The 24,626-nt window shown below is 57.6% G+C and carries 26 protein-coding genes and 2 tRNA genes; 14 read left to right on the top strand and 14 right to left on the bottom strand.

What is annotated here, in order from left to right; genetic code table 11:
• Positions 1-40 precede the first annotated feature (40 nt).
• Positions 41-1,189 (top strand): transcription termination factor NusA, encoded by a 1,149-nt coding sequence (nusA, locus tag WCX72_RS02715; protein ID WP_345970739.1) that lies wholly within the window; start codon positions 41-43, stop codon positions 1,187-1,189.
• Between the two features lie 74 nt (positions 1,190-1,263).
• Here the strand turns inward: nusA and WCX72_RS02710 are convergent, their stop codons facing one another.
• Positions 1,264-2,226: an ABC transporter permease gene (locus WCX72_RS02710; RefSeq protein ID WP_345970738.1), complete on the bottom strand. Its 963-nt coding sequence runs from the start codon at positions 2,224-2,226 to the stop codon at positions 1,264-1,266.
• A gap of 95 nt (positions 2,227-2,321) precedes the next feature.
• Positions 2,322-3,656: a hypothetical protein gene (locus WCX72_RS02705; RefSeq protein ID WP_345970737.1), complete on the bottom strand. Its 1,335-nt coding sequence runs from the start codon at positions 3,654-3,656 to the stop codon at positions 2,322-2,324.
• A gap of 231 nt (positions 3,657-3,887) precedes the next feature.
• Here WCX72_RS02705 and WCX72_RS02700 point away from each other — a divergent pair, with 231 nt between their 5' ends.
• A complete protein-coding gene (locus tag WCX72_RS02700; protein WP_345970736.1) occupies positions 3,888-4,385 on the top strand; it encodes a hypothetical protein in 498 nt (165 codons plus the stop codon).
• 78 nt (positions 4,386-4,463) lie between these two features.
• On the opposite strand, the gene fabI is transcribed toward WCX72_RS02700, so the two are convergent.
• Genes fabI through WCX72_RS02685 form a run of 3 tightly spaced genes read right to left on the bottom strand, consistent with a single transcriptional unit; the run spans position 4,464 to position 7,202 of the window.
• Positions 4,464-5,285: an enoyl-ACP reductase FabI gene (gene fabI, locus WCX72_RS02695; protein WP_345970735.1), complete on the bottom strand. Its 822-nt coding sequence runs from the start codon at positions 5,283-5,285 to the stop codon at positions 4,464-4,466.
• Between the two features lies 1 nt (position 5,286).
• Positions 5,287-6,003, bottom strand: coding sequence for a triose-phosphate isomerase (locus WCX72_RS02690; protein ID WP_345970734.1), 717 nt, complete (start codon positions 6,001-6,003; stop codon positions 5,287-5,289).
• On the bottom strand, positions 6,000-7,202 hold the full coding sequence (locus WCX72_RS02685) for a phosphoglycerate kinase (RefSeq protein ID WP_345970733.1): 1,203 nt from the start codon (positions 7,200-7,202) through the stop codon (positions 6,000-6,002). Before WCX72_RS02685 ends, WCX72_RS02690 begins: the two co-directional genes overlap by 4 nt.
• An 80-nt stretch (positions 7,203-7,282) precedes the next feature.
• On the opposite strand from WCX72_RS02685, the gene nadD reads away from it, so the two are divergent.
• From nadD to WCX72_RS02660, 5 genes are all read left to right on the top strand, one after another.
• The gene (gene nadD, locus WCX72_RS02680) at positions 7,283-7,828 is read left to right on the top strand and encodes a nicotinate (nicotinamide) nucleotide adenylyltransferase (protein ID WP_345970732.1); all 546 of its coding nucleotides are present in this window, start codon (positions 7,283-7,285) and stop codon (positions 7,826-7,828) included.
• The gene (gene rsfS / locus WCX72_RS02675; RefSeq protein ID WP_231020300.1) at positions 7,813-8,139 is read left to right on the top strand and encodes a ribosome silencing factor; all 327 of its coding nucleotides are present in this window, start codon (positions 7,813-7,815) and stop codon (positions 8,137-8,139) included. The genes nadD and rsfS overlap by 16 nt, the downstream gene beginning before the upstream one ends.
• Positions 8,140-8,196: 57 nt before the next feature.
• A tRNA-Arg gene (locus WCX72_RS02670) sits at positions 8,197-8,273 on the top strand.
• Positions 8,274-8,657: 384 nt separating this feature from the next.
• Positions 8,658-9,296 carry a hypothetical protein gene (locus WCX72_RS02665; protein WP_345970731.1) on the top strand — a complete coding sequence of 213 codons (639 nt, stop codon included), beginning with the start codon at positions 8,658-8,660 and terminating at the stop codon, positions 9,294-9,296.
• A gap of 87 nt (positions 9,297-9,383) precedes the next feature.
• Positions 9,384-9,460, top strand: a tRNA-Arg gene (locus WCX72_RS02660).
• Between the two features lie 21 nt (positions 9,461-9,481).
• Here the strand turns inward: WCX72_RS02660 and WCX72_RS02655 are convergent.
• The 6 genes from WCX72_RS02655 to gmhA are packed head-to-tail and all read right to left on the bottom strand — an operon-like array spanning position 9,482 to position 14,289.
• Complete coding sequence (locus tag WCX72_RS02655) at positions 9,482-10,024, bottom strand: phosphatase PAP2 family protein (protein ID WP_345970730.1); 543 nt, start codon at positions 10,022-10,024, stop codon at positions 9,482-9,484.
• A 13-nt stretch (positions 10,025-10,037) separates the two neighbouring features.
• Positions 10,038-10,262: a cbb3-type cytochrome oxidase assembly protein CcoS gene (ccoS, locus tag WCX72_RS02650; RefSeq protein WP_345970729.1), complete on the bottom strand. Its 225-nt coding sequence runs from the start codon at positions 10,260-10,262 to the stop codon at positions 10,038-10,040.
• A gap of 12 nt (positions 10,263-10,274) precedes the next feature.
• A complete protein-coding gene (locus tag WCX72_RS02645; protein WP_345970728.1) occupies positions 10,275-12,695 on the bottom strand; it encodes a heavy metal translocating P-type ATPase in 2,421 nt (806 codons plus the stop codon).
• On the bottom strand, positions 12,688-13,182 hold the full coding sequence (locus tag WCX72_RS02640; RefSeq protein ID WP_345970727.1) for an asparaginase domain-containing protein: 495 nt from the start codon (positions 13,180-13,182) through the stop codon (positions 12,688-12,690). The genes WCX72_RS02645 and WCX72_RS02640 overlap by 8 nt, the downstream gene beginning before the upstream one ends.
• Positions 13,179-13,691, bottom strand: a complete 513-nt coding sequence (gmhB, locus tag WCX72_RS02635) for a D-glycero-beta-D-manno-heptose 1,7-bisphosphate 7-phosphatase (RefSeq protein ID WP_345970726.1) — start codon at positions 13,689-13,691, stop codon at positions 13,179-13,181. The genes WCX72_RS02640 and gmhB overlap by 4 nt, the downstream gene beginning before the upstream one ends.
• Before the next feature lie 7 nt (positions 13,692-13,698).
• Positions 13,699-14,289 (bottom strand): D-sedoheptulose 7-phosphate isomerase, encoded by a 591-nt coding sequence (gmhA, locus tag WCX72_RS02630; protein ID WP_345971507.1) that lies wholly within the window; start codon positions 14,287-14,289, stop codon positions 13,699-13,701.
• A gap of 182 nt (positions 14,290-14,471) precedes the next feature.
• On the opposite strand from gmhA, the gene rho reads away from it, so the two are divergent.
• The 3 genes from rho to WCX72_RS02615 all read left to right on the top strand — a co-directional run bounded on the left by rho (position 14,472) and on the right by WCX72_RS02615 (position 18,488).
• The gene (gene rho, locus WCX72_RS02625; RefSeq protein ID WP_345970725.1) at positions 14,472-15,794 is read left to right on the top strand and encodes a transcription termination factor Rho; all 1,323 of its coding nucleotides are present in this window, start codon (positions 14,472-14,474) and stop codon (positions 15,792-15,794) included.
• A gap of 4 nt (positions 15,795-15,798) precedes the next feature.
• Complete coding sequence (gene murI, locus WCX72_RS02620; protein WP_345970724.1) at positions 15,799-16,551, top strand: glutamate racemase; 753 nt, start codon at positions 15,799-15,801, stop codon at positions 16,549-16,551.
• Between the two features lie 83 nt (positions 16,552-16,634).
• Positions 16,635-18,488 carry a DNA polymerase III subunit gamma/tau gene (locus WCX72_RS02615; protein ID WP_345970723.1) on the top strand — a complete coding sequence of 618 codons (1,854 nt, stop codon included), beginning with the start codon at positions 16,635-16,637 and terminating at the stop codon, positions 18,486-18,488.
• A 12-nt stretch (positions 18,489-18,500) separates the two neighbouring features.
• Here WCX72_RS02615 and WCX72_RS02610 read toward each other — a convergent pair whose 3' ends face one another.
• Positions 18,501-18,644, bottom strand: coding sequence for a hypothetical protein (locus tag WCX72_RS02610; RefSeq protein WP_345970722.1), 144 nt, complete (start codon positions 18,642-18,644; stop codon positions 18,501-18,503).
• Between the two features lie 85 nt (positions 18,645-18,729).
• Here WCX72_RS02610 and WCX72_RS02605 point away from each other — a divergent pair, with 85 nt between their 5' ends.
• The 4 genes from WCX72_RS02605 to WCX72_RS02590 all read left to right on the top strand — a co-directional run bounded on the left by WCX72_RS02605 (position 18,730) and on the right by WCX72_RS02590 (position 22,598).
• Positions 18,730-20,244 (top strand): DUF4080 domain-containing protein, encoded by a 1,515-nt coding sequence (locus WCX72_RS02605; RefSeq protein WP_345970720.1) that lies wholly within the window; start codon positions 18,730-18,732, stop codon positions 20,242-20,244.
• A 111-nt stretch (positions 20,245-20,355) separates the two neighbouring features.
• Positions 20,356-20,697, top strand: coding sequence for a periplasmic heavy metal sensor (locus WCX72_RS02600; protein WP_345970719.1), 342 nt, complete (start codon positions 20,356-20,358; stop codon positions 20,695-20,697).
• Between the two features lie 3 nt (positions 20,698-20,700).
• A complete protein-coding gene (locus WCX72_RS02595) occupies positions 20,701-21,366 on the top strand; it encodes a response regulator transcription factor (protein ID WP_345970718.1) in 666 nt (221 codons plus the stop codon).
• A gap of 2 nt (positions 21,367-21,368) precedes the next feature.
• Positions 21,369-22,598 carry an ArsS family sensor histidine kinase gene (locus WCX72_RS02590; RefSeq protein ID WP_231020283.1) on the top strand — a complete coding sequence of 410 codons (1,230 nt, stop codon included), beginning with the start codon at positions 21,369-21,371 and terminating at the stop codon, positions 22,596-22,598.
• Between the two features lie 15 nt (positions 22,599-22,613).
• Here WCX72_RS02590 and WCX72_RS02585 read toward each other — a convergent pair whose 3' ends face one another.
• Positions 22,614-23,948, bottom strand: a complete 1,335-nt coding sequence (locus WCX72_RS02585) for a sodium:alanine symporter family protein (protein ID WP_345970717.1) — start codon at positions 23,946-23,948, stop codon at positions 22,614-22,616.
• 36 nt (positions 23,949-23,984) lie between these two features.
• Positions 23,985-24,557 (bottom strand): hypothetical protein, encoded by a 573-nt coding sequence (locus tag WCX72_RS02580; RefSeq protein WP_345970716.1) that lies wholly within the window; start codon positions 24,555-24,557, stop codon positions 23,985-23,987.
• Between the last annotated feature and the right edge of the window lie 69 nt (positions 24,558-24,626).

Genomic DNA, 24,626 nt, shown 5'->3' with positions numbered 1-24,626 from the left:
TTTTTTATGGAACGACTAGCGAATACACACAGGGATAGTTATGGAAAATATTCTGGACATTATTGAATCGATCGCACACGAAAAAGGGCTCTCCTCCGAAAACGTGAAAGAAGCGGTCAAAGCGGCATTTATCCAGACGGCCAAGCGCCTGGTCAACCCGGAGTTCGCCTATGATGCGGAAATCGATCCTGAGACAAAAAGCATCCGCGTCTACCAGACCATTACCGTTGTGGAAGATGACGACGAACGCCTTGAAGGCGAAGAGGCCGCTGCCTACATCGGCCTGACCCGTGCCAAGGCCGAGGTTGACCCCGACGTCGAAGTCGGCGACGAGTTCCAGATCGAGCACGACATCGAATCTCACGGCCGTACCGCGGCCGCGACCCTGTTCCGCGAAATCGAGTTCCATATCCAGCGCATGGTCGAGAACGAGCTGTACAACAAGTACAAAGAGAAGATCGGCACCATCGTCTCCGGACGCGTTACCCGCGTCGACGGCAAGCAGAACACCTACATTGAAATGGAAGAGGTCAAGGCCGTCCTGCCGATGAAAAGCCGTATCAAGGGTGAACACTTCAAGGTCGGCGACGTCGTCAATGCCGTCGTACGCCGCGTCAACATCGACAAGGTCAACGGCATCTCCATCGAGCTCTCACGCACCTCTCCGAAATTCCTCGAAGAGCTGCTCCGCCTCGAAGTCCCCGAGATCAACGACAAGCTCGTCATCGTCGAGAAATGTGCGCGTATCCCGGGCGAACGTGCCAAGATCGCCCTGCTCTCAACCCATCCGCAGGTTGACCCGGTCGGTGCGACCGTCGGTGTCAAGGGGGTCCGCATCAACGCCGTCAGCGACGAACTGCTGGGCGAAAACATCGACTGTGTCGAGTACACCTCCGTTCCGGAGCTCTTTATCGCCCGTGCAATGAGCCCGGCGATCATCAGCTCTGTCACGATCGAGGGCGACCCGGAGGATGAAGAGAGCGAAGCAAAAGCGATCGTCACCCTGCCGAGCGACCAGAAATCCAAAGCGATCGGCAAAAGCGGTATCAATATCCGCCTCGCCTCCATGCTCACCGGCTACGCCATCGAGCTCGTCGAGCAGGGCGGAACCGCGACTACCGAAGAGGGCATGCCTGCCGAAGAGAAGAAAGAGGACCTCTCCTCTCTCGAAGCGCTGTTCGGCGAATAAACTCCGCGTTTCCTACAAACGCTTCAAAGGGTGGGGAACACCCTTCCCCCTTACATCGCTTTACTGCGTTCTACCTATCCCCGTTTTGCATAAGGGTTCAGTTTCAGCAGCAGCATATCCGCCAGCATATTTCCCAGCAGCGTCAGAAACGCCGTGATCATCAGAATACCCATAATAACGGGATAGTCTCGGCTCAGTGCGCTCAGGTAGAAGAGCTGCCCCATCCCCTCGATACCGAAGATCTGTTCCAGGATAACACTGCCGCCGATGAGCCCGGGCAATGAGAGCCCCAAAAGCGTAATGACGGGGGGCATCAGGTTCGGCAAAATGTAACGCCGAAAGAGTGTCCGTTCCGGCAGGTCTCTTGCCTTTGCGAAGAAGTAGTAGTCGCTTTTGAGAATCTCCAGCGTCAGGGAGCGGACGTAGACCGTCATCGATCCCAATGCCAGGAAGACCATGACGAATACGGGGAGGATCAGGTGCCACGCCGTATCAAGCCAGTAGGCCACCCCCTCTTCCGGTCCGCCGATACTGTGTAGCCCCGTGATCGGCAGCCACTCCAGCTCGACACTGAAGAGCAGGATCATCAGCAGTGCCAGGTAGAACGATGGCATCGCGAACGAGACCAGGGAGAGCTGCCGGATGGCATGGTCCGCCTTTTGCTCAAAGCGCATTGCCGCCTTGATACCCATCCAGAGCGACAGAGCAAAGACGAGCAGCAAGGAGACGATATTGATCCCCAGCGTGATCGGAAGACGCTTCATGATCTCAGCAGTCACATCTTGCCCGCTGACAAAGGAGATGCCGAAATCGAGCTGCGTCATATTGACAATCCAGTCCGTATACTGCTGCCAGAGCGGCTTGTCCAGCCCGTAAACGGCTTTGAGGCGATCGATGGCCTCTGCAGACATGTTCGGGTTGAGTTCTCCGCCGCTTAGAAAACTGTTGGGGGCAGCATGGATGGCCAAAAAAGAGATGATCGTAATGAGCAGGAGCATCAGCAGCAGGTAACCTGCCTTGCGCAAGAGTAGGTTCAAAGCGTGTACTTTTTGTTGGGTTGAAAAATTATAGCGGGAAAAGAAATAAAGAAAAGAAAGGGTTCCGCCCGGAGGCGGAAGAAGAACTTCCGGAATTAGAAGTTCAGTGTCAGGTAAGCCTGAACAGTGTTGTAAGCGTCGCCGTTGTTTTGGTCGTCCGCAGTAGTGTTAATGTATACGAGAGTAGCATCAAGAGCGCCCAGCAGTGTTGTACCTGCAGAGAGAGTCAGTTCGCTCATGTCAACATCGCCACCGTAGAAGAAGTCGTTGTTCGTTGACGTGCTTGTATAGAACGCACCGAGATCGAATCCGCTAAGTGCAGCTGTCGCCGTTACGTTGAAGGCAGTTGTATCCGGGCGTGTAACGTACCCGTAATTCCACCATGCTTCCGTGTACAGTTTAGACTGAGCGTAACGAAGATCTGTCGCAGTATTGAAAGCTGCACCCACGATACCGTTGTCATCGCTTACAGAAGAGAAAGCACCTTTGACTGTGAACGCGTCAGTTGAATAACCGAGCATCGCAGCATAAGCGGTGTTTGCATCCAGGGTAGTCAGGTCGCCTGTATCTGTACTGTTGTACTGACCGCCGAGCATGATGCCTTCCATATTCAGGTCAGCCTGGATCCAGTAAGCCTGTGCCATACGCGTAACGTCATAGTACCACGCCTGAACCGTCAGCGGTTTAAACGAGTTGTTGACGATAGCGAATGCGTATGCACCGTCTGTACCGTATGTAGCAAATTTACCGTCTGCGTTCGCAACACCACCTGTCGCGAGACCAAGCTGATAAACGTTACTTGTGTTTACACCAGGGCCGAAGACCGGGCTGTCACCGTACCACTCTGTACCGTTACCGTTACCGACGTATGCAGCAACCAGTGTTGTATCCGGGAGGTCTTGGTTAAGAAGAACAGCTGCTTCAAAAGTGTTCTGCTCGATAGACCAAGTCTCTGTAAACGCCATCGGAGTATCGAGTGCCATACGACCGACTTTAGCCGTTGTGTGACCCAGAGTGATCGCCGCCCATGCTTCGCTGAACCAGCTTGCATTTTCAACTTTAGCACCGCCAAGAGCAGAACCATAGTTATTGCCGTTTCCAGCTACAGCAGTGTGAGAACCTGCCCAAACGTTGGAAACGAAGTTGTTTTCGAGTCCGAGGCTTGAAATAGCCGTATAAGTAGCACCGGCAGAAACGATTGGCAGCAGATCAGCACTAACGCTCAGGTGAAGCGCAGCATCTGCAGCAGAAGAGTCTTTATCGAAAAGAGCACCACTCGGATCAGATGCTACTGCATCATAACCTTTACCGTCAGCATCCCATGTGCTATAGAAAACCTGAGCGTCACCGCTGATCTTAACATTATCAACCGCAAACGCACTAACACCCATCAGCATAGCTGCTGCCAGGCTCATTTTGACTAACTTCATTCATTCTCCTTCAAGTTAAGCTTGACCTATGTTTAAGTTTCGTCGCCGTCCATTCTAACACACAAATCTTAAAAAATTCTGTAATTCAAAAGAAATTTCTACACCCTCTAAACCCCCTGTACAGCGGGCTTGATAGCTTTGTGATAATATTAAAAAAGTCTATCATTCTCCCAAAGCTTCGATTATGTTTAATATAACTATACTATGCAAGAAAACTCAAAGGAAACAAGTATGAAACATTTTATGCCCATTATGTTGGCAAGTTGTATCCTTCATGTAACGGTAGGTGCCACTGACATAGACACAAGCTCTCCCTCGCAGAACACTCAACTCAATGCCATTACCCCCTCCGGGAAGATCGACCCTGAAAAAAAAGGCTTTCTCCAGCGTGCCTATGAAGAAGAGGACGAGACAGCTCCGCCGTCCGATACCGAGCCGGAGTCGGCTGCCGAACCGGAGAGCTCGCCGGTCAATACTACTGATCCGGAAAAAGTCGATGGTAATACGGCTCCTCTGATGGATACGAATGCTACGGCAAAAGTAACCACTGCTGGAGAATCGGAAGAGAAGACGGAGGAAGAAGCCGACTCTAAATCTGATTTCCGTAAATGGTTCACACTACAATACTATTATGACAAATGGGACCGCTACCTCGATGAGAAAGAAAAAAGACGTACGAAACCGTTGCACTCTGACAAACTCAATGAAATGCCGGTCATAGGAAAATGAATTAGGATGGGTTGGCACCGTAGAGGGCACCTTCTATAAATAAGATGAAGAGAGCCTAACGCTCTCCTCGGTAAAAGATTACTTGTTTTCGTCCCAGCAGAGGACCGTTCTGCCCTCAGCGTTCTTCTCGACAGCAGCCATCCCCATAATATTATAGCCGGCATCGACGTAGTGGATCTCGCCCGATACGCCTGATGCAAGGTCGCTCAGCAGGTACATCGCCGAATTCCCTACTTCTTCGATTGTAACATTCTTCTTCAGCGGAGCGTTGAGTTCGTTCCAGCGCAGGATCTGTTTGAAGTCGCCGATGCCCGCCGCAGCAAGGGTCTTGATCGGACCGGCGCTGATGGCGTTGACGCGCTGTCCCTTCGTCCCAAGGTCGACCGCCATGTAGCGAACCGTTGACTCCAGGGCCGCCTTCGCGACACCCATTACATTATAGTTGGCGACGTATTTCGGTCCGCCGAGGTAACTCAGCGTCAGGATCGATGCATCGTCCGTCAACACCGGCTGGAGCTTGTTCGTCAGGTCGATCAGCGAATAGACGGAGATCTCCATGGCGATGTTGAACGCGCTCTTGGTAGTCTCCAGGAAACTGCCGGTCAGCGCCTCTTTCGGTGCAAAGGCGACGGAGTGGACGAGGAAATCGATCTTGCCCATATCCTTTTCGATCAGACCTGCAATCGCATCCATATGATCGGGATTGGAGACGTCAAGCTCATAGACCTTGTCCGAGCCGAACGATTCGGCGATGGGTTCTACACGTTTTTTGAGCGCATCGTTGAGGTAGGTGAACGCCAGTTCCGCCCCCTGCTCATGGCACGCCTTTGCGATACCGTACGCGATAGATTTATCATTTGCCAGTCCGACGATCAGACCCTTTTTGCCTTTCATCAACATATTAAACCTCCTGTTTATTAATTTGTTTCGCCGTGGCGATCATTTTGCAGAAATCATCCGGGTCGAGCGCGCCGCTTCCGACAAGCGCCCCGTCCACATGCTTCAGTGCCAGAATGGCAGCCACGTTACCGACTTTAACGCTGCCGCCGTAGAGCAGCGGAGCCTTCGTCAGCTTCGCCAGGGCACCGTGGATCAGTTCTATCTCGTTTTCACTGGGAACGCGGCCCGTGCCGATCGCCCAGACCGGTTCATAGGCGACGACCAGGTTCCCATAACCAAGGTCGATCCCTTCGAGCTGTTCGGCAAGATAGGCCATCAACGCTTCGCTCCCCGCGTCGCGCACCTCCAGCGGTTCGCCGATACAGTAGACGATACGGTAGCCCAGCGCTTTGAAATAGGCGAACTTCTCCGCGACAACTTCCTGGGACTCTCCCAGAATATGGCGGCGTTCCGAATGACCGATCAAAATGGTGTGGATCCCGAACTCGTCAAGCTGTTCCGTTCCGATCTCACCGGTGTAGGCACCATTATCGGTCGGCCACGCGTTCTGCGCACCGACAGTCACATCGCCTTCGCTGCGGCAGAGTGCCGTCGCGGGCGGGAAGACCATCACCTCATCGGAGATCTCCGCTTCGGCAATATAGGCCGTCACTTTGGCCAGATACGCCTTGGTGGCGGCACGGGTATGGTTCGTCTTGAAGTTGGCCGCGATGATCAATCGTGTTCCTTGATCACAAGCGGCTTGACACCCGGAAGTACTTTGCCTTCAAGCAGCTCCAGGGATGCCCCGCCCCCCGTGGAGATAAAGGTCATCTCTTCGTCAAGGCCGATACGCTGGACCAGGTCCGCCGTATCCCCTCCGCCGACGACCGTCGTGGCGTAGGAGTCGGCGACGAAGTGGGCGATCTTGCTGGAACCGCGGGCGAAACGTTCCATCTCGTAAACGCCCATCGGACCGTTCCAAAGTACCGTCTGAACGTCATTGAGGACTTCGCGGTAGAGACGGACAGTTGCCGGCCCGATGTCGAGGCCCATCCACCCCTGCGGGATCTCCTGTGCCGACACAAGTTTGCTCGTGGCATCCGCGGAGAAGGTCTGCGCGGCGACAACGTCGACCGGCAGATAGAACTTCACCTTGCGGCGGCGCGCCTCGTCCATGATCTTCTGCGCCTCTTCGAGCAGGTCGTCTTCGACCAGGGAATTTCCGATATCGTAGCCCAACTGTTTAAGGAAGGTAAAGGCCATCCCTCCGCCGATGATGATCTTGTCGACGCGCGGCAGCAGGTTGATCAGCGCTTCGAGCTTGCCCGACACCTTGCTCCCGCCGACGATCGCCGCAAAGGGACGCACCGGCTGTTTGATCAGCGTTCCGAAGAAGCGGATCTCTTTTTGCAGCAGGAAGCCCGCCGCCTTGTGCTTCTCATCAAAATGTTTGGTGATCGCCTCAACGGAGGCATGGGCGCGGTGGCTGACGCCGAACGCATCATTGATATAGAACTCCGCCATCCCCGCCAGCTTCTCGGCAAGAATATCATCATTTTTCGTTTCGCCTTTTTCAAAGCGAAGGTTTTCCAGAAGAAGGACTTCATGGCGCGGCAGTGCCGCCGCTTTGGCAATGGCATCTTCGCCGACGACATCCTTCGCCAGCGTGACACTGCGCTTGAGCAGCTGCTGCAGACGCAGGCGTACCGGTTCGAGGGAGTACTTCGGATCAACCTCGCCCTTCGGACGTCCCATGTGCGATGCCAGGATGACGGCGCAGTCTTTATCCAGGCAGTAGTTGATCGTCGCTATCGCCGAACGGATACGGCGATCATCGGAAATATTCCCGAATGAATCCAGCGGCACGTTGAAATCACAGCGGATAAATACTTTCTTGTCCTGCAGGTCCAGATCTTTGATATTGAGAAGCTCCATGCAGTGTCGTCCTTCACTAGAGTTATGATTGTGCGTGATTTTACCCAAGCTAAGATATAATTTCGTTAAAAAGCGGGGCCATGGCGATAGCGATTTTCGGCGGTTCTTTCGATCCTCCCCATGCCGGGCACGCCGCCGTCGTTTCACGGGTTCTTGAGACCCTGCCGATCGAAATGCTCTATATCGTACCGGCATACGTCAACCCTTTTAAAAGCGGCACGCACGCCCCGCCGGCACTGCGTCTGAGATGGCTTGAACGCATTTTTGCCTCTATGGAGCGCGTCCGTGTCAGCGCATTCGAAATCGAAGAGGGTCGTCCCGTTCCGACGATTGAGACCGTCCGCCATTTCAAAGCGGTCGATCCGGAGATCTACCTCATCATCGGTGCGGACAACATCGGTACGCTGACGAAGTGGCATGAGTATGAGGCGTTGAACCGGATGGTCACCTGGGTCGTGGCCAGCCGGCCGGGCAGTCACGTCCCCGCGAACTATCTGCGCCTGGACGTCGATGTCGACGTCAGCTCGACCGAACTCCGTTCTCTGGAGAAGACCCATCTCATCCCCGACGGCGTCCGGGAAGAAATTGAAAACTATTACAAGGATATTCAGTGCAAAAACGCTTAGAGAAAATTATTGACGTACTTGACCGCAACAAAGCGGAGGCGATCGAACTCTTCGATCTTCGCGAGCGGGACTACTTCGTCGACTACGTCATCATCGCCACCTCCCTGGGTGAACGCCATACCCACGCTCTTCTGGACTATCTGAAGAAGGACCTCAAGCCGGGCGAACAGTTCAACCAGGTGGATGAAAGCGGCGAATGGATCGTCGTTGATCTCGGTGACGTTCTTATCCACATTATGACGCCGGAATACCGCAGCAAATACGATATGGAGACTTTTTTGACGGAATTGGCTCAGAAGCAGGATTTTTAAAAAAACTATAAGCTTTTACAGCTATAATTTCAGCCTCCTTAAACGGATAACTGGTGTGCGCTCGTAGCTCAGCTGGATAGAGCACTGGTTTGCGGTACCAGCGGTCGGGCGTTCGAATCGCTCCGGGCGCACCATTTACTTTCAAGAATACAATCCACACAAACATTCTTACTACTGTTAAACGATTTTCAAAGTATTCAACACATATGTCATGTGTCATACCCATCTTGATTTGGCTAAAGTAAGCTATTTCATAACGTTTCAGAAAATCAACGACGATCGGCAGCACCTGCGATCGGGGTGTTGTTTCTCCCGCTGCGGCGACTTCTTCGATGCGAGGTTTCCGATCGCGGGAGTCTGTGACTTGATCCGTTCCGGCCACACCATCAATCTTACCTATTTTGCTCTCGCTTTTCCAATACAGCCCTAGGACAGACATTTTTCTGTTACTTTATAACTTCGTATAGCCTTTGCACTTGTTTGGAGTACAATAGCGCAACCAAAACTCCGGAGACCCGATGTTCGAAAAAGCCAAAGCCTTCATGCTGGATCACCTAAAAGCCTTCGGGGTCGATCCCCTCCCTCCCGTTATCGAGACCCGGGGCAAAGGCGTCTCGCTGCTGCAGAATGAAGAGGGGAGCGTCATCGTCATCGGCAGCGCCACCGATACCGAGACCCTTCCCCTTGTCGAATGGATGGTCGCGACGGGCAAAGCCCTGCTGCAGCAGCAGGGCAGCGATATCGTCCCGCTCCTCCTCGGCAACGAAAGCGAAAACAATAAAGAGCTGCTGCGCATTGCCGACGATCTCTTCTATATTATCGACCTGGCCGCCATCTACCAGTGCTACCTCCAAAACCCCGTGGAAGCGTACTGCATCTACGATGACGCTATCGAGCTGAAAGACGAAGAGAGTCTCCATCCCATCGCCGTCGCTTTGGGGCTCTCCCACCCCAGGGGTCTGGAGGCGATGGGCTTTGATAAAAAAGAGCATGCCGTCGTCGTCGAAGAAGCGGAGTTCTTCAAGCCCGTTGTCATACAGAAGCGTCCGGACCTCTCTTTGCTCATCGCGCTGCAAAATGCCTGGCAAAAGCAGAAAGGGAGTGATTTCAGACTCAGAGTCGAGGGGCAGGTGCTCCGGTTCCTCTCCGCAGCCTGAATCCTCTGTGCGGGGAGAAAACGCCGTATATGCCACTATGGCGCGGTTTAAAGATTGTAAGTTATAATTTCGCGCTTCACTAACGATGCGTCCGTAGCTCAGCTGGATAGAGCACTGGTTTCCGGTACCAGGAGTCGGGGGTTCGAATCCCTCCGGGCGTACCACTTTTTCACCCACATCGATCCTCAAAACTTTTTTTGAAACACCAATCCGTATTGTTTTTTGCCGACCACGGGAAGAAAAGAGATTTCCCTATTGAACTTTTTGGTAAACAGGTACGTGCCGATGACCCCGATTGCGGCACCGGCAAGGACATCCTCAACGGCGTGGGCCTTTACCTCCACACGGCTCCAACCGACATAAACGGCTGCCAGATACGCTGGAAGTCCATAAGACGTGCCATAACGCTGTTGCAGAAATGAGGCCCCGGAGAACGCCGCAGCCGTATGGCCGGAAGGAAAGGAATCCTGACCGCTGCCATCGGGACGCCTTTTATCAATGCTGTACTTGAGCGCGTAAGTGACCCCCATGGTCGTCGCGAACGCTTCGGCGAACTGCAGCGCCCCTTCGCCGTCATGATGGTAGGCAGTCGCCGCCGCCGCACAGAGCGGAAGAATGATGCTAAGCGCATCTCCCGATCGTTCAATCGTGTCATTAGCGCTGCCCGGCGATGAAAGCAGCAGGGCACACATCAGGATAAGAGGAGAAAAGCGTCTGGTGCGTTTCACAACACTCCCGGCCCTAGTCCGGCCGGTACTCCTCTTTTTTCTTCTTCATCGCCTTTTTCTTTTCCGCCTGTTTCGCGGCGTCATTGAGTTCGTCCTCCCCGTCGTACTGCACCTGGTTGAGGAACTTCTCTTTGTCATCGAACTGCCCGGTCCGGATAGCCCACATGATCCCCAGCAGTGCCAGCGATCCCAGAAAGACCGAGACGGCCAGCATCATGATAATCACCCAACTGTCCATGTCTCTCCTTTTTCAGCGGCGTTTGGCCGCGCGCTTCCAGCTGTAGGCGATGCGCATCGAGTTGCCCACGACGAGCAGGGAACTAAGCGACATCGATATTGCGGCGACAAGGGGGATGATATAACCCGCCATCGCCAATGGGACTGTGACGGCATTATACACCAGAGACAGGCCGAGGTTCTGCTTGACCAGGCCATAGGTCGCCCGCCCGATCCTGAACGCCTCCTCGAGGGAGGTGAGCGAATCGTTCATCAGGACCACGTCGCTGACGTCGATGGCGATGTCGCTGCCGTTGCCCATGGCAATACCGATTTCCGCCTGGGCCAGCGCGAGGATGTCGTTGACGCCGTCGCCGGCCATCACGACCTTGTGCCCCTCGCTCTGCATCTGTGCGACCAAAGCCGCTTTCGCTTCGGGGGTCAGCTCCGCATGGTAGTGCTCGATCCCGACTTCCGCAGCCACCTTCCGAGCAGAGCGTTCGTGGTCCCCCGTCAGCATGATGACGTCGATGCCGGCATGGGTCAGTGCACGGATCGCCTCTGCCGCATCAGGACGGGGTTTGTCAGCCAGTTCAAAACGGGCGACCAGTGTCTCGCCGACGGCAAAATAGAAGAGTGTATGCGCGCTCTCGTCGGCGGGAGCGATCCCCTGGTCGCGCATCAATGCGGCATTGCCGCCGCTGAGCATCTGCTCCTCGCAGCGCGCGACCATCCCCTTGGCCGCGATCTGCCGCACCTCATCGAGAATGGGCAGTGCCGTCAGTTCCGCTTCACCGCTGAGATACTCGGAAACGCCGATGGCGACGGGGTGTTTGGAGGCGTTGAGCAGGGCCTGGAGTTTCAGGCGGTAGCCTTCACTGTCTGTGCCATACCACTGTACGTCAACGACCTGAGGCCGCCCCTCGGTGATGGTCCCTGTTTTGTCGAGCACCAGGGTATCGGTCTGCGCCAGGGTCTCGAGTTGGGCAGCCTCTTTGAAGAGGATGCCCCGCTTCGCCCCCTGCCCCAAGCCGACCAGGGTCGCCACCGGCGTCGCCAGCGCCAGGGCGCAGGGGCAGGCGATGACAATGACGGAGATACCGACCATAAAGGCGATATTGAAAGGGTGCGGCCAGAACCACCAGACAAAGAAGGTACCGAAGGCCAACAGCAAAATAACGGTGGAGAAGTACTCCGAAAGCCTATTCGCCAACTGCTCAATGCGCGGTTTCTTGGCCATGGAGCGTTCGAGCATCGTCAGGATGTTCGACAGGGTCGAGTGTTCAAAATCCTTCGTCGCCTCATACTGTACGACGGCATCGATGCTCGTCGTGCCGCTGACGACGCTATCGCCTGTGCGTTTATAGATAGGGTCGCTCTCCCCCGTCAGGCTCGATTCATCGAAGCTCCCCTCGCCCGAGAGGATCTCCCCATCTATGCCCGCTTTCTCCCCCGCTTTGAGCAAAATGACGTCGCCGACGACGACCTCATTAACGCTGACGTTCACCTGGGTGCCATCTTTGAGCAGGGTTACCTCCCCGGGTACATGTTTGGAGAGCACATCGAGAGTATCGGCGGCGCTTTTTTTGCTGAGCACCTCAAGGAACTTGCCGACAAGCACAAAGGTGATGATCATCGTCACCGAGTCGAAATAGGCTTCGCCCAGCTCGAATAGGGTGATATAGATGGAGTAGAGATAGGTCAGCGACGCCCCGGTCGCGACAAGGATGTCCATGTTGACCGACCGGGTACGGATGCCGTAGTAGGCCCCCCGGAAGAAGACCCAGCCGCTGTAGAAGAGCACCGGCGTCGAGAGAATCCACTCGGCGACGTTGAGGATGTTCTTGATCCCCTGCGTCATTCCCGTAAAGAAGCCGGCGTACTGCGCCACGGCGATGGTCATGATGTTCATCATCGCAAAAACGGCGACGGCGATACGAAGGTAGTAATCCTTGCGCTCCTTCTCCGCCCGCGCTTCCTGGATCTGCGGATCGTACGGAAAAGCATCGTAGCCGATGGCGCGGATCATGTCGATGATTTGGGAGAGTTTGAGCACCTCGTCGTCCCAGACGATCCGCGCCTTGTTGTTCGTATGGTTGATGTGCGCCTCGACGATGCCCTCCATCTTGTGCAGTGCTTTTTCATTGAGCCAGACGCAGGCGGAGCAGTGGATCCCCTCGATGATGAGCGACACCTCGCTGAACCCTTCGCTGTCTACGGTGACGTAGCGGTCATAGAAGGCCGGCGAGTTGAAGTTGCCGCTGTCCTCGAACTGTTCCGTCGGCGGCACGAGGGTCTCCTCGCCGAGCTTGTCGTAGAAGCGCTCCAGCCCCTCGTCTTTGAGCAGATGATAGATCCCCTGGCACCCCTTGCAGCAGAAATGGAGCTCCCCCTCCTTGATCATGACCGATTCATCGAACTGCAGATGGCAGTGGTCGCACTTGACGTTAGACAATCTCGAAAATCCCCTCTCCACGGTTTTTGCGGATGCGGTCATAGGGTGCGATGATCCCGCTCATACAGATGTAGACCCCCGGCGCGGGTTGCGTCGCGGCGTATCCCAGCGCCATCCCCAGGTTGACGCTCGCTTCGGTTTTGTCGATGCTATAAGGCACCATGGCGCCGGTGAGGACGATGACCCGCTCCTCTTCATCCTCTTCCATCCACTCCGCCAGGGCCGCAGCCGTCAGGTCCATCGTGTCGGTACCGTGGACGATGACGTAGACCTCTTCGTCGTCCACGTCGATGATGTTGATGAGCTGTTCGCGGTCCTCCTCGGTCATCTCCAGCGAATCTTTATAGAGCATCCCGGCAATCTCGACACTGTAAGCAAAGCTCTCGACAATATCTTCGATGGCTTCGTTGTCGAAGGGGACCTCGAGCTCCCCGCGGATGGGATCGTAGCGTTTATTGAACGTCCCGCCGGTATTGAGGATTTTCATAACAGCTCCCTTAATGATTTGATAGTGCGCGTCGCTTCCGTGTGCTTTGCATCGGCATCGAACAGGTAGGTCTCTCTGACACCGGCACGATGCGCCGCAACGATGTCGCGCTCCTTGTCGCCGACCATCACCGAACGTCCCAGATCGATGCCGAGCTCTTCCGCGGCCTGAAGCAGCATGCCGGGTTCGGGTTTGCGGCAGGTACAGGCCCCCGTCACTTCCGGATGATGCGGACAGTAGTAGACCCCGGCGATCCTGACGCCCCGCTTACCAAACTCCCCCACCATCCACTTCGTCAGATGGTCGAAATCCGCTTCGCTGTAGCGTCCGCGGGCGATGCCGGACTGGTTCGTGACGACGACAATGAGGTAGCCGCGCGCCTGGTAAGCGGCGCAGAGTTCGAAGATGCCGTCGATAAACTCGAACTCCTCGATGCGATAGAGGTAGTCCGTGTCGACGTTGATCACGCCGTCGCGGTCGAGGAAGAGGGCCGGAGTCAAACCTTGCACGTGCGTATTATGCTCCGACGCCGTCGCCGAAAAGCTCTTTCTCGATCACGTCGCAGATGATGTGCCCGATCAGGATGTGCGACTCCTGGATACGTGGCGTCGCATTGGAAGGGACAATGATGGCGATATCGGCCATCTGCGCCATCTTGCCGCCGTCGCGGCCGACCAGGGCGACCGTCGTGATCCCCTTCGCCTTTGCGCTTTCAAAGGCGTTGATGACGTTGACGGAGTTGCCCGAGGTGGAGATACCGAAGAAGATGTCGCCTTCGACGCCCATCCCCTCGAGCTGGCGGGAAAAGACCTTATCGTAGCCGTAGTCGTTGCCGATCGCCGTCAGGTTCGAGGTGTCGGTCGTCAGTGCCAGCGACGGGATGGAGGGGCGGTCGAAGCCGTAGCGACCGACCAGTTCCGCCGCGATATGCTGGGCATCTGCCGCGCTGCCGCCGTTGCCCGCAAGCAGCGTTTTGTTGCCGCGTCGATACGCCTCGACACAGGCCGTGGCCGCCTTTTCAATCATGCCCAGCAGGGCGTCATCGTTCAAAATCTTCTGTTTGGTCTCTATGGAAGCTGAAATTTCGTTTTCAAGGTAGGCTCTCATCAATAGCTCTTCCTTCCTCTCTCTATTAGTAGTGATGCCATTGTACCGCCGGGATGGTAAAAAGAGCGTTACTTGTTGACAAGTAAAACGCAAATAGTATAAAATACGGGAAATCTTTCACATTAACGACCTCGATTTCTTCCTTAGAAAAATCCACTCAGCAGACATAGAGGAACACCTTCATGAGCGATACTTCGCGCAGCAACCATTCACGAAACAATAAAAACAGGACCCATAAGCCCGTCGAAGGCTACACTGTAGAGGCCCTCAGAGAAAAGACGATCGACGAACTCGTCACCATGGCCGAAGAGCTCGGTGTCGAGAGCCCCAACGAGCTCAAACGCCAGGACATCATCTTCGAAATCCTCAAGGCGCAGACGGCCCAGGGAGGCTTTATCCTCTTTACCGGTATCCTCGAAGTGATGCAGGACGGCTACGGCTTCCTCCGCTCCGTCGACAAGAGCTTCAGCGACTCCCTCAACGATGCCTATGTCTCCAGCACCCAGATCAAGCGCTTTGCCCTGCGTAACGGGGACGTCGTCACCGGCCAGGTCCGTGCGCCGAAGGACCAGGAGCGCTACTACGCCCTGCTGAAGATCGAAGCGATCAACTACGTGCCGCCCGAAGAGAGCAAAAAGCGCCCGCTCTTCGAAAACCTCACGCCCCTCTATGCCCTGGAGCAGCTCAAGCTCGAGTACCAGCCGACCCATCTCACCGGCCGCATGATGGACCTCTTCGCCCCCATCGGTAAAGGGCAGCGCGGGCTCATCGTCGCCCCGCCGCGTTCGGGTAAAACGGAGCTGATGAAAGAGATCGCCCACGGTATCAGCCACAACCACCCGGAAGCGGAACTGATGGTCCTGCTCGTCGACGAACGCCCCGAAGAGGTCACCGACATGGAGCGCTCCGTCAAGGGCGAGGTCTACTCCTCCACTTTCGACATGCCGGCAAAGAACCACGTCAAGGTCGCCGAAATGGTCATCGAGCGTGCCAAGCGCCGCGTCGAGATCGGTAAGAACGTCGTCATCCTGCTTGACTCCATCACCCGCCTCGCCCGCGCCTACAACACCGTTACACCGAGTTCAGGTAAGGTCCTCTCAGGTGGTGTCGACGCCAACGCCCTGCACAAACCGAAGCGCTTCTTCGGTGCCGCCCGTAATATCGAGAACGGCGGTTCCCTCACCATCATCGCGACAGCCCTGATCGAGACCGGGAGCCGCATGGACGAGGTCATCTTCGAAGAGTTCAAGGGTACGGGTAACTCCGAAGTGGTGTTGAGCCGCAAGATCTCCGACCGCCGTATCTTCCCGGCGATCGACATCCTCAAGTCCGGTACCCGCAAAGAGGAGCTCCTCATCGGGCCGGACGTCCTGCAAAAAGTCTTTATCCTCCGCTCCATGCTGCACAAGCAAGAGGACGAGGTCGAGGCGCTCCGTTTCCTCTACACCAAGATGCAGAAGACGAAGTCCAACGACGAATTCCTCTCCATGATGAACGAGGGCTAAACCGGTGCGTGTCGGTGTTTTCGACAGCGGTATCGGCGGCCTGACTGTCGTCAAATCCCTGCTGGAACACCGCCTTTTCGACGAGATCGTCTACTACGGCGACACCGCCCGTGTCCCCTACGGGGTCAAGGACCGCAACACCATCATCCGCTACGCCCTCGAAGCGGTGGAATTTTTCAAAAACTTCGACATTGACCTGCTGATCGTCGCCTGCAACACCGTCAGCGCCTACGCCCTGGACGAGATGCGCGCCCAGGCCCCCTTTGACGTCGTCGGCGTCGTCGAACCGGGCATCCTCGCCGCGAAGAACGCCCTGGCGAACAGCGACTCGGAGGTCCTCGTGCTCGGCACGAAGGCGACCGTCGGCTCCGGGGCCTACCAGCAGCTGCTCACCACCCACGGCTACCGCAACGTCGAAGCCAAAGCGACGGGACTCTTTGTCCCTATCGTCGAAGAGGGGCTCTTCGAGGGCGAAGTGCTCGAAAGTACGATGCACCACTACTTCGCCGGGTGCAAAGCCCCCGACGCCGTCATCCTCGGCTGCACCCACTTCCCCCTCATCGCCGAGGCGATCTCCAACTATTTCGGAGATAAAGCGCTGATGATCCACTCCGGCGAAGCGATCGTGGAGTACCTCGAAGCCCATTACGGCATCAAAGAGGGCGCCGCGAACACCGAGATGAAATTCTTCGCCTCGGAAAACCCCGACGGGCTGCGGCAGGTCGCCGTGCAGTGGCTCGGCCTCCCGACCCCGTAAGCCCGGCTAACTGCCATAAATAACCCCCGCTTCAACCATCGTGTGTTAAACTCAAAGACATTAATCGTCAAAGGATTCCCAACGTGAACGAGCGCTCGCAAGTCCTGGCCCTGAAATACCGTCCCCGCCGTTTTGAAGACCTGATCGGGCAGGAGACGATCGCGCAGACGCTCTCCCTGGCGCTGGACTCCAAACGCCTCTCGCACGCCTACCTTTTCTCCGGCCTTCGCGGTTCGGGCAAAACCTCGACGGCGCGGATCTTCGCCAAGGCGCTGATGTGTGAAAACGGACCGACCTCCCACCCCTGCGAACAGTGCGAACACTGCATCACCGCCAACGAGGGTCGCCACATGGACATCATCGAGATGGATGCCGCCTCCAGCCGCAAGATCGACGATATCCGCGACCTCATCGAACATACCAAGTACCAGCCGGCCAGCGCGAAGTTCAAGATCTTCATCATCGACGAAGTACACATGCTCACCAAGGAGGCGTTCAACGCCCTGCTCAAGACCCTCGAGGAGCCGCCGCCGTTCGTCAAGTTTATCCTCGCGACGACCGACCCGCTCAAGCTCCCCGCGACGATTCTCAGCCGGACCCAGCACTTCCGCTTCAAGAAGATCTCGCCGCAGAACGTCAGCGCGCACCTGAGCCACATCCTCAACCTTGAGAATATCACCTACGAGCCCGAAGCGCTGCAGATCCTCGCCCGCAGCGGTTCGGGGAGCCTGCGCGACACCCTGACCCTGCTGGACCAGGCCATCATCTACTCCAAGCACCACGTCGACGTCTCCACCGTCACGGAGATGCTGGGCCTGATCGACCCGCAGTTTTTCGAGTCGCTTTTTGGCGTCGTCTTCTCCAAGGACCGGTCACGGCTCGTCGATACCCTCAGGGACCTGGAGGCCTACGAAGCGGAGATGGTCGTTGACGAACTCACCTCCTGGCTTAAAGAGCGCCTCTACGACCATGACGACTCCCGCTTCTCGCCGCTGCTGCTGGAGCGCTTTTTCCGCATCCTCAGCGAGGCGAAGTCCCTCTTCGCCATCAACGCCGAAGGGAGCTTCGTCCTGGGGCTTATCTTCTTCAAAATGATCGAGGCGCTGAAAGTCAAAGAGATCGACCAGATGATCGAATCCCTCGAGGCCCAGGTCGGCCGCCCCGACAGCGTCGCTTATACCCACGCGGCACCTGCCATCCCCGCTGCTACTACTGCCCCGGCGGCCCCCACCACTAGCGCAGCGCCTGTCACAGGAAGCGAAAGCGCACCGGAAGTGCCAACTACACCCGAACCTGAACCTGTCGCCGCCCCGGCACCCGACCCCGCGCTCGCGAAGTTCGAAGCGCTCTGTGAACGCATCGAAGACCGCAGTGCGGATCTGGGAGCGTGTTTCCGCGAACAGATTACCTTCATCGCCTACGGCGACGACACTCTTACCTGGGAGAGCTGCGCCGAGGGCGACTGCCGCGCCAAGCTCAAACACGGCTTCCCGGTCATCAAACAGCTGGTACGTGAGGTATTCGGGTTCGAGACGAAAATCAAGCACAACCCCTGCTCGAAACCGGAGGAGGAGGCTGCCCCAAAGCCTGAACCGGTAAACGAAGCGAGTACGCTACCCGCATCAGAATCCGCTCCGATGCCTGAAGCGCGGATGCCGGCGTACGAACCTGCGCCAGAGAACAGTGTGTCACCGGTAGAAGAGATGGAAGAGCGCCCCGCCTATATGGAGAGTTACAGTGCTGTAGAAGAGGCGCCCCAGAGCGCCTCCATGACCGAAGAGGTCGAAACGGGTTCGGGCAGCTGCGTCACCGGAAACTGCGAGCCGGATCTGAGCACCCGCGAGATCGACGGCAACGCCATTCTTGACGAACCGATGATCCAGAAAGCGACCGAACTCTTCGAAGCGACAAAGATCACGATCCAGAATAAAGTTTAACCCGCCGGCAGCCTAGTGCTGCTCGGTCACCTTGTGTCCGAACTGCTTGACGTCGTTGACGATGCTGTTCGTCGTATCGTTGACCTGTTTGCCCGAACAGCCGCCGAACAGAGCGAGGGCCAGAAGGGCTGCGAAGACCATTCCCATCACGCGCATACCATCTCCTTTTTTTTCGTTTGATTATAGCCGCGCCCCCGTTAGAATCAGCTTGCCGCGCTCTCCGACGCGCTACAATGCCGTTATGCATACCATCGTTCTCGCCACCTTTAACGCGCGCTACAGCCACGCCTCCCTCGCGCTGCGCCACCTCTATGCCAACCTGCGCGAACTGCGCTCCCAGAGCGCAATCCGCGAATTCGTCATCAATGAGAACATCCAGCAGATCGCCGAACGCATCCTGGCCGAAGCCCCCAGGATTGTCGGGATCAGCACCTACATCTGGAACGCCGGCGACGTGGCCGAGCTGATCGGCATCCTCAAGAAGGTCTCACCGGAAACCGTCATCGTCCTCGGCGGTCCGGAAGCGTCGCACCTCCCCCACCGTGTCGATTTCTCAAACGCGGACTACATCATTGGCGGCGAGGGGGAGATCGCCTTCTACGAACTCTGCCGCGACCTGCTTTCAGGTGTGGAACGGAACAACCGTTTCATCAAGGCACCGACCGTAGACCTTTCCGCCATCGCCCTCCCCTATGACGATTACGACAGCAACGATATTGCCCACCGCTACGTCTATCTGGAGACGTCCCGGGGCTGCCCCTATCTTTGCGAGTTCTGCCTCTCGGCCATCGACGACAAGATGCGCTACTTCGACATCGACGCTATGACCGCGGAGTTCGAGAAGCTCTGGCAGCGCGGGGTGCGCAGCTTCAAGTTCATCGACCGCACCTTCAACCTCAAGCTCGCCTATGCGAACAGGATCCTTGATTTCTTCCTCGCCAAGGATGAGCCCTACTTCCTGCACTTCGAAGTGATCCCCGACCACTTCCCCGAAGCGCTGCGCGGCCGCATCGCGCGTTTCGCCCCGGCGGCCCTGCAGCTCGAGGTCGGTATCCAGACCCTCAACCCCGAGATCGCCGACAACATCCACCGCCCCCTGCGGCTGGCAAAGATAGAGGAGAACCTCCGTTTTTTGGAGGAGCACACCCGCGCCCACCTCCACCTCGACCTTATCGTCGGCCTCCCCGGCGAGACGCTGGAGAGCTTTGCCCAGGGGCTCGACACCCTCGTCTCCTGGAGCAGCGGGGAGATCCAGATCGGCATCCTCAAGAAACTGTCGGGCACGACGATGGCCCGCCACGACGACCCCTTCGGCATGGTCTACGCCGACACCCCGCCCTACGACGTCCTCAAGACGACCCACGTCTCCTTCGAAGAGATTCAGAAGATGAAGCGCTTCGCCCGCTACTGGGACATCCTCTACAACAGCGGCAACTTTACACAAAGCGTCGCCCTGCTCTGGCCCGAGGGAAAGGTCTTCGACGGATTCCGGGATTTTAGTGCCTGGGTCTACGGTGAGACCGCGGCGACCTGGAAGATCGCCCAGGAGCGGATGGCCCGCCTGCTCTTCGACTATCTTGTCGACATCAGGCAGTGTGACAAAGAGCGCGTCGGCCGCGCGATGGCCGCGGACTTCTCCAAGGGCCACGGCAAGCGCCTCCCGCCCTTTCTGCGCGCCTATGCCCCGAAGGAACGCAGCGACGGGGAAGCTATACAGGGAAGCGCATCGACAAAACGGCAGGCCCAGCGGGCCTAAGCCGTTTACACCGGTTTACACCCCGTTGCGCGAGCGCTTACATTGACGTCCTATCATGGTAAACGTAAAGAGGAAGTTTCCTCTTGAAAATTCTCCTTCAAAGGACACACCATGAAACGGACACTTCTCATCGGAGCACTGCTCGCAGCCGCCGGCACGGCCGCCTTCGCGGGACCGCACGGCGACAGCCGCATGCTTCTCAATTCCCTTGACCTCACATCGGCGCAGAAACAGCAGCTCAAGACCATCCGCAAGGAAGCGCGCAACGAACGGTTCAAACTGATGGACCAGATGGACGATCTGCGCGACAAAACAAACGACCGCATTTTGGCCGTCCTCACCGACGACCAGAAGAAGGCCTACATCGTCGCGCGCAGCGACCGCATGAAACAGCGTATGGATAAACGGTGCGATCGTGATAAAATGCCTATGAAAAGACCAAAATACGACTAGGCAATGGCAAAAATACTGTTAATCGAAGATGACACCGAAATCACCGCACTGCTCGAACGTTACCTCGGGCAGTACGGCATGGACGTCGTCGCCTACACCCATCCCGAAAGCGCCCTGAGCTCGCTGGGCATCGAATCCTACGATGCCGTGCTGCTGGACCTGACCCTGCCGCAGATCGACGGGCTCGAGGTGTGCCGTCGTCTTCGCGAACGCAGTGACATCCCCATCATCATCTCCTCCGCCCGGCATGACCTCAGCGACAAGGTCATCGCCCTCGAGTACGGGGCGGACGATTACCTCCCCAAGCCCTACGAACCACGCGAACTCGTCGCCCGCATCCAGAGCCACCTGCGGCGCTACGCGGGCACCGTCACGCGCCAATCCTCACGGTTTTCGGTCGATGCCGCGCGCATGCGCATCGACAAAGAAGGCGAGCCCCTCTCCCTCACCGTCGCCGAATACGAACTTCTCGCCCTGCTCATCAAGCATAAAGGCGAAGTCGTCTCCCGCGATTTCATCGCCAACAACGTCGACGCCATCGGCTGGGAGAGCACGGAACGTAGCATCGACGTGCTCATCGGCCGCATCCGCCGCAAGATCGAGACGGACCCGAAACACCCCGCCTTCATCCACTCCGTCCGCGGCGTCGGCTACAAATTTACGGAGTGACCATGCCCCGCCATAGCTCCATCTTTTTCAAGCTCAACCTCTTCTTCCTCCTCGCCCTCTCCACCCTGGCCCTGCTCTTTGCCCTGTTCCATGTCACCGCATCGCATATGGAGGATCGCCGGGAGGTTTTGCGGGGGATGGAGCTGGGGCGCCTGCTGCGCCACACCCGCAGTGCAGGAGAAGCCGAACGCGCCGCCGCACTCCTGGAGGCGCAGTTCACGCTCCTCGAGCACGATGCCCTCCCCGCAGGCGCCCGGGAACTCCTACCGCCCCGCCGCGACAAGGAGCATGAGGACGATGAACACCGGGAAAAACCGCATCTGAGGCTCTACGAGGCGGACGGGAGCTACTACTTCCGTTCCACGCTCCGCCGCGACCCTTTCGTCATCAGAGACGAACGGAGCGCCGAAAACTTCGGCGGCCTGCAGCTGATCTTCGTGCTGCTGCTGGCGGGGCTCGTCACCCTCTATATCCTGCTGCGCCGCAGCCTGCTGCCGCTGCGCGAACTCCATGCCCAGATCCGCCGTTTCGGCCAGGGCGAACTCGAGATCGACACCTCCAGCACGCGCCGCGACGAGATCGCGGCGATCGCCAACGAGTTCAACGACGCCGTGGAGCAGCTCCGGCAACTGCGCGCGTCACGCCAGCTCTTTCTGCGCAACGTCATGCATGAGCTGAAAACCCCGCTGACCAAGGGCAAACTCTCCCTGGCGATGATGGAAGAAAACGAGCAGACCGCTTACCTCAACCGTCTTTTCAGCCGGATGGACGACCTCATCAACGGCGTCGCACAGGTCGAAAAGCTCCAGAGCATCGGGCTCGACCGCACACCCCAAAAGCTCGGTGCGCTGCTGGAAACCGCAGTGCATCAGCTCTACCTTTCCGCCGAGCGGCGCCAGGCGCTGATGATCACCATCGAACCAGACGTCAGCATCAATGCCGACGCCCCCCTCTTCATCAGTGCCCTGTCCAACCTCCTCGACAACGCCCTAAAATACAGCAGCGCACCCCCGGTCACCGTCACCGCCGACCGCCAGGGGATCTGCATCGCCAACACGGGTGCACCGCTGGATGTGCCTTTGGACACGATCATGCAGCCCTTCTCCAGCGCCAATCCGGCTGGCGGGCTCGGGCTCGGCCTCTCCATCACCGATACCGTCGTGCAGGCGCACGGCTTCACCCTCGTCTACGACTACCGCGAGGGGACGCACCGCTTCTGCATCCGCTTCTAAAAAGAGCGCTAAACGTTATTGCTTCGCGTTGCCGCCGAAATAGTGCTCGGTCTCGCCCACGATGACCTTGTGCAGCAGTAGCAAACCGATCAGGTTCGGGATGATCATCAACCCGTTAAAGAGGTCGGAGATGTTCCAGACCAGCTCCAGCTTCAGCACCGCCCCGACGAAGATCATCAGCACGAAAACGACGCGGTAGTAGCGGATGTGCCCCTCACCGAAAAGGTATTCGATCGCCTTTTCGCCGTAGTAGCCCCAGCCGATCAGCGTCGAATAGGCGAAGAGCACCGTCGCCGCCGTCACGATCACCGTCCCGGCAACACCCAGGAAGTGGGTGAAGCTCACCATTGTCAGCTCGCCGGCCGCCACCCCTTCGTGCCACTGCGGCGCCATCAGGATGACCAGGGCCGTCATCGTACAGACGACCAGGGTGTCGATGAAGGTCTGCGTCATGCTCACCAGCGCCTGGCGCGTCGGCGAATCCGTCTTGGCCGCCGCCGCGGCGATGGGCGCCGACCCCAGGCCCGATTCGTTCGAGAAGACGCCGCGCGCGACCCCGTAGCGGATCGCGGCCGCCACCGTCGCCCCGACGAAGCCGCCCCCCGCGGCAATCGGCGTGACGGCATGGGTAAAGATGAGCCCGAAGGCCCCCGGCACTTTGTCAAGGTTCAACACGATAATGGTGAGCGCCCCCAGCACGTAGCCGGCGATCATAAAGGGGACCAGCACACTCGTAAAGCGCGCGATGGACTTGATGCCTCCGAGGATGACAACCCCCGAAAGAATTGTCAGGACGACCCCGGTCACCCAGGTGGGGAGCGCGAACTGGCCCTGGAGCGCCGAGGCCACGGCGTTGGACTGCACCATGTTGCCGATGCCGAAAGCCGCCACCGCCGTAAACACGGCAAAGGCCGCGCCCAGCCACGGCAATCCGGCACCCTCTGAGATGTAGTACATCGGCCCGCCCTTCATGCCGTTGCTCCCCTTGACGCGGTACTTGACCGCCAGGACCGCTTCGGAGTACTTCGTCGCCATCCCGATAAGCCCTATCGTCCACATCCAGAAGACCGCGCCGGGACCGCCCAGCGCAATGGCCGTCGCGACCCCGACGATGTTCCCGATGCCGACTGTCGCGGCCAGGGCCGTCATCAGCGCGGCGAAGTGGGAGATATCCCCCTCGCACTCGTCATTGCGGTGCCAGATCAGCTTGAAGGCGTGCCCCAGCGCCCGGAACTGGATCCCCCGCAGCCTGACGGTCAGGAACAGCCCCGTGACGACCAGCAGTATGAGGACCGGCGCCCCCCAGATAAAGCCTGCCGCCGCCGCGACCGCCTGTTCAAACATCTCCATCAAACCTCCTGATTACACTTTGAAATAGTCTCACACTTACGCCTTGTCGCGGAACTGGACCTCCGCCGCCTCAAGCCGCTCGTAGCGCCGCACCCGCGTGCGGTGGGGACGCCACTCCAGCAGCACCAGTGCCACCCCTTCCCAGAGCGACACCCAGGCGGCCACGGTCAGCCCTTCGGCGAAGACCTCCCCCACGACGGAAGGGCTTTCGCCTATCCACTGCCGTACCCAGACCGCCAGGAACATGATGGCCACGCCGACGATGAAAAGCAGCCCCGCCTTGCGCAGCATCTCCGCCGTCTTTTCCCGTTCCAGCTCGGCCATGTACTGGAAAAAAGTGCCGATGCTCCGTCGGATGCGGGCATACTTCTCTTCTGCCTGCGCCTCGGGAAAGGTAAACCTTATCACCAGAGGCGTCTGTCGCGGCAGTTCCCTGGCACACGAAGTGAGGTAGTCCGTCAGATCCTGGTCCAGGTCCCGGCGCAGGTAGTCGGCGTACCTGTCAAAATCATCATAGAGCGCCTCCGGGCGCTGTGCCGCCACATCGATGATATACCGACCCTGCGCATCACGCTCGTAGCGCCCGAGGTAGCTTTTACGATTCCCCATGCATCCGACCTTGGCAGATTTTGCACTATCATAGCGCATTTCACACCCCGGTTCGCTTCACGCCCTTTG

Origin of the sequence: Thiomicrolovo immobilis (assembly GCF_039645955.1) — a bacterium.
GTDB classification, from domain to species: Bacteria; Campylobacterota; Campylobacteria; order Campylobacterales; family Sulfurimonadaceae; genus Thiomicrolovo; species Thiomicrolovo diazotrophicus.
The sequence above is the reverse complement of the archived record's forward strand: the minus strand, read 5'-3'. Positions and strand labels throughout refer to the sequence as shown.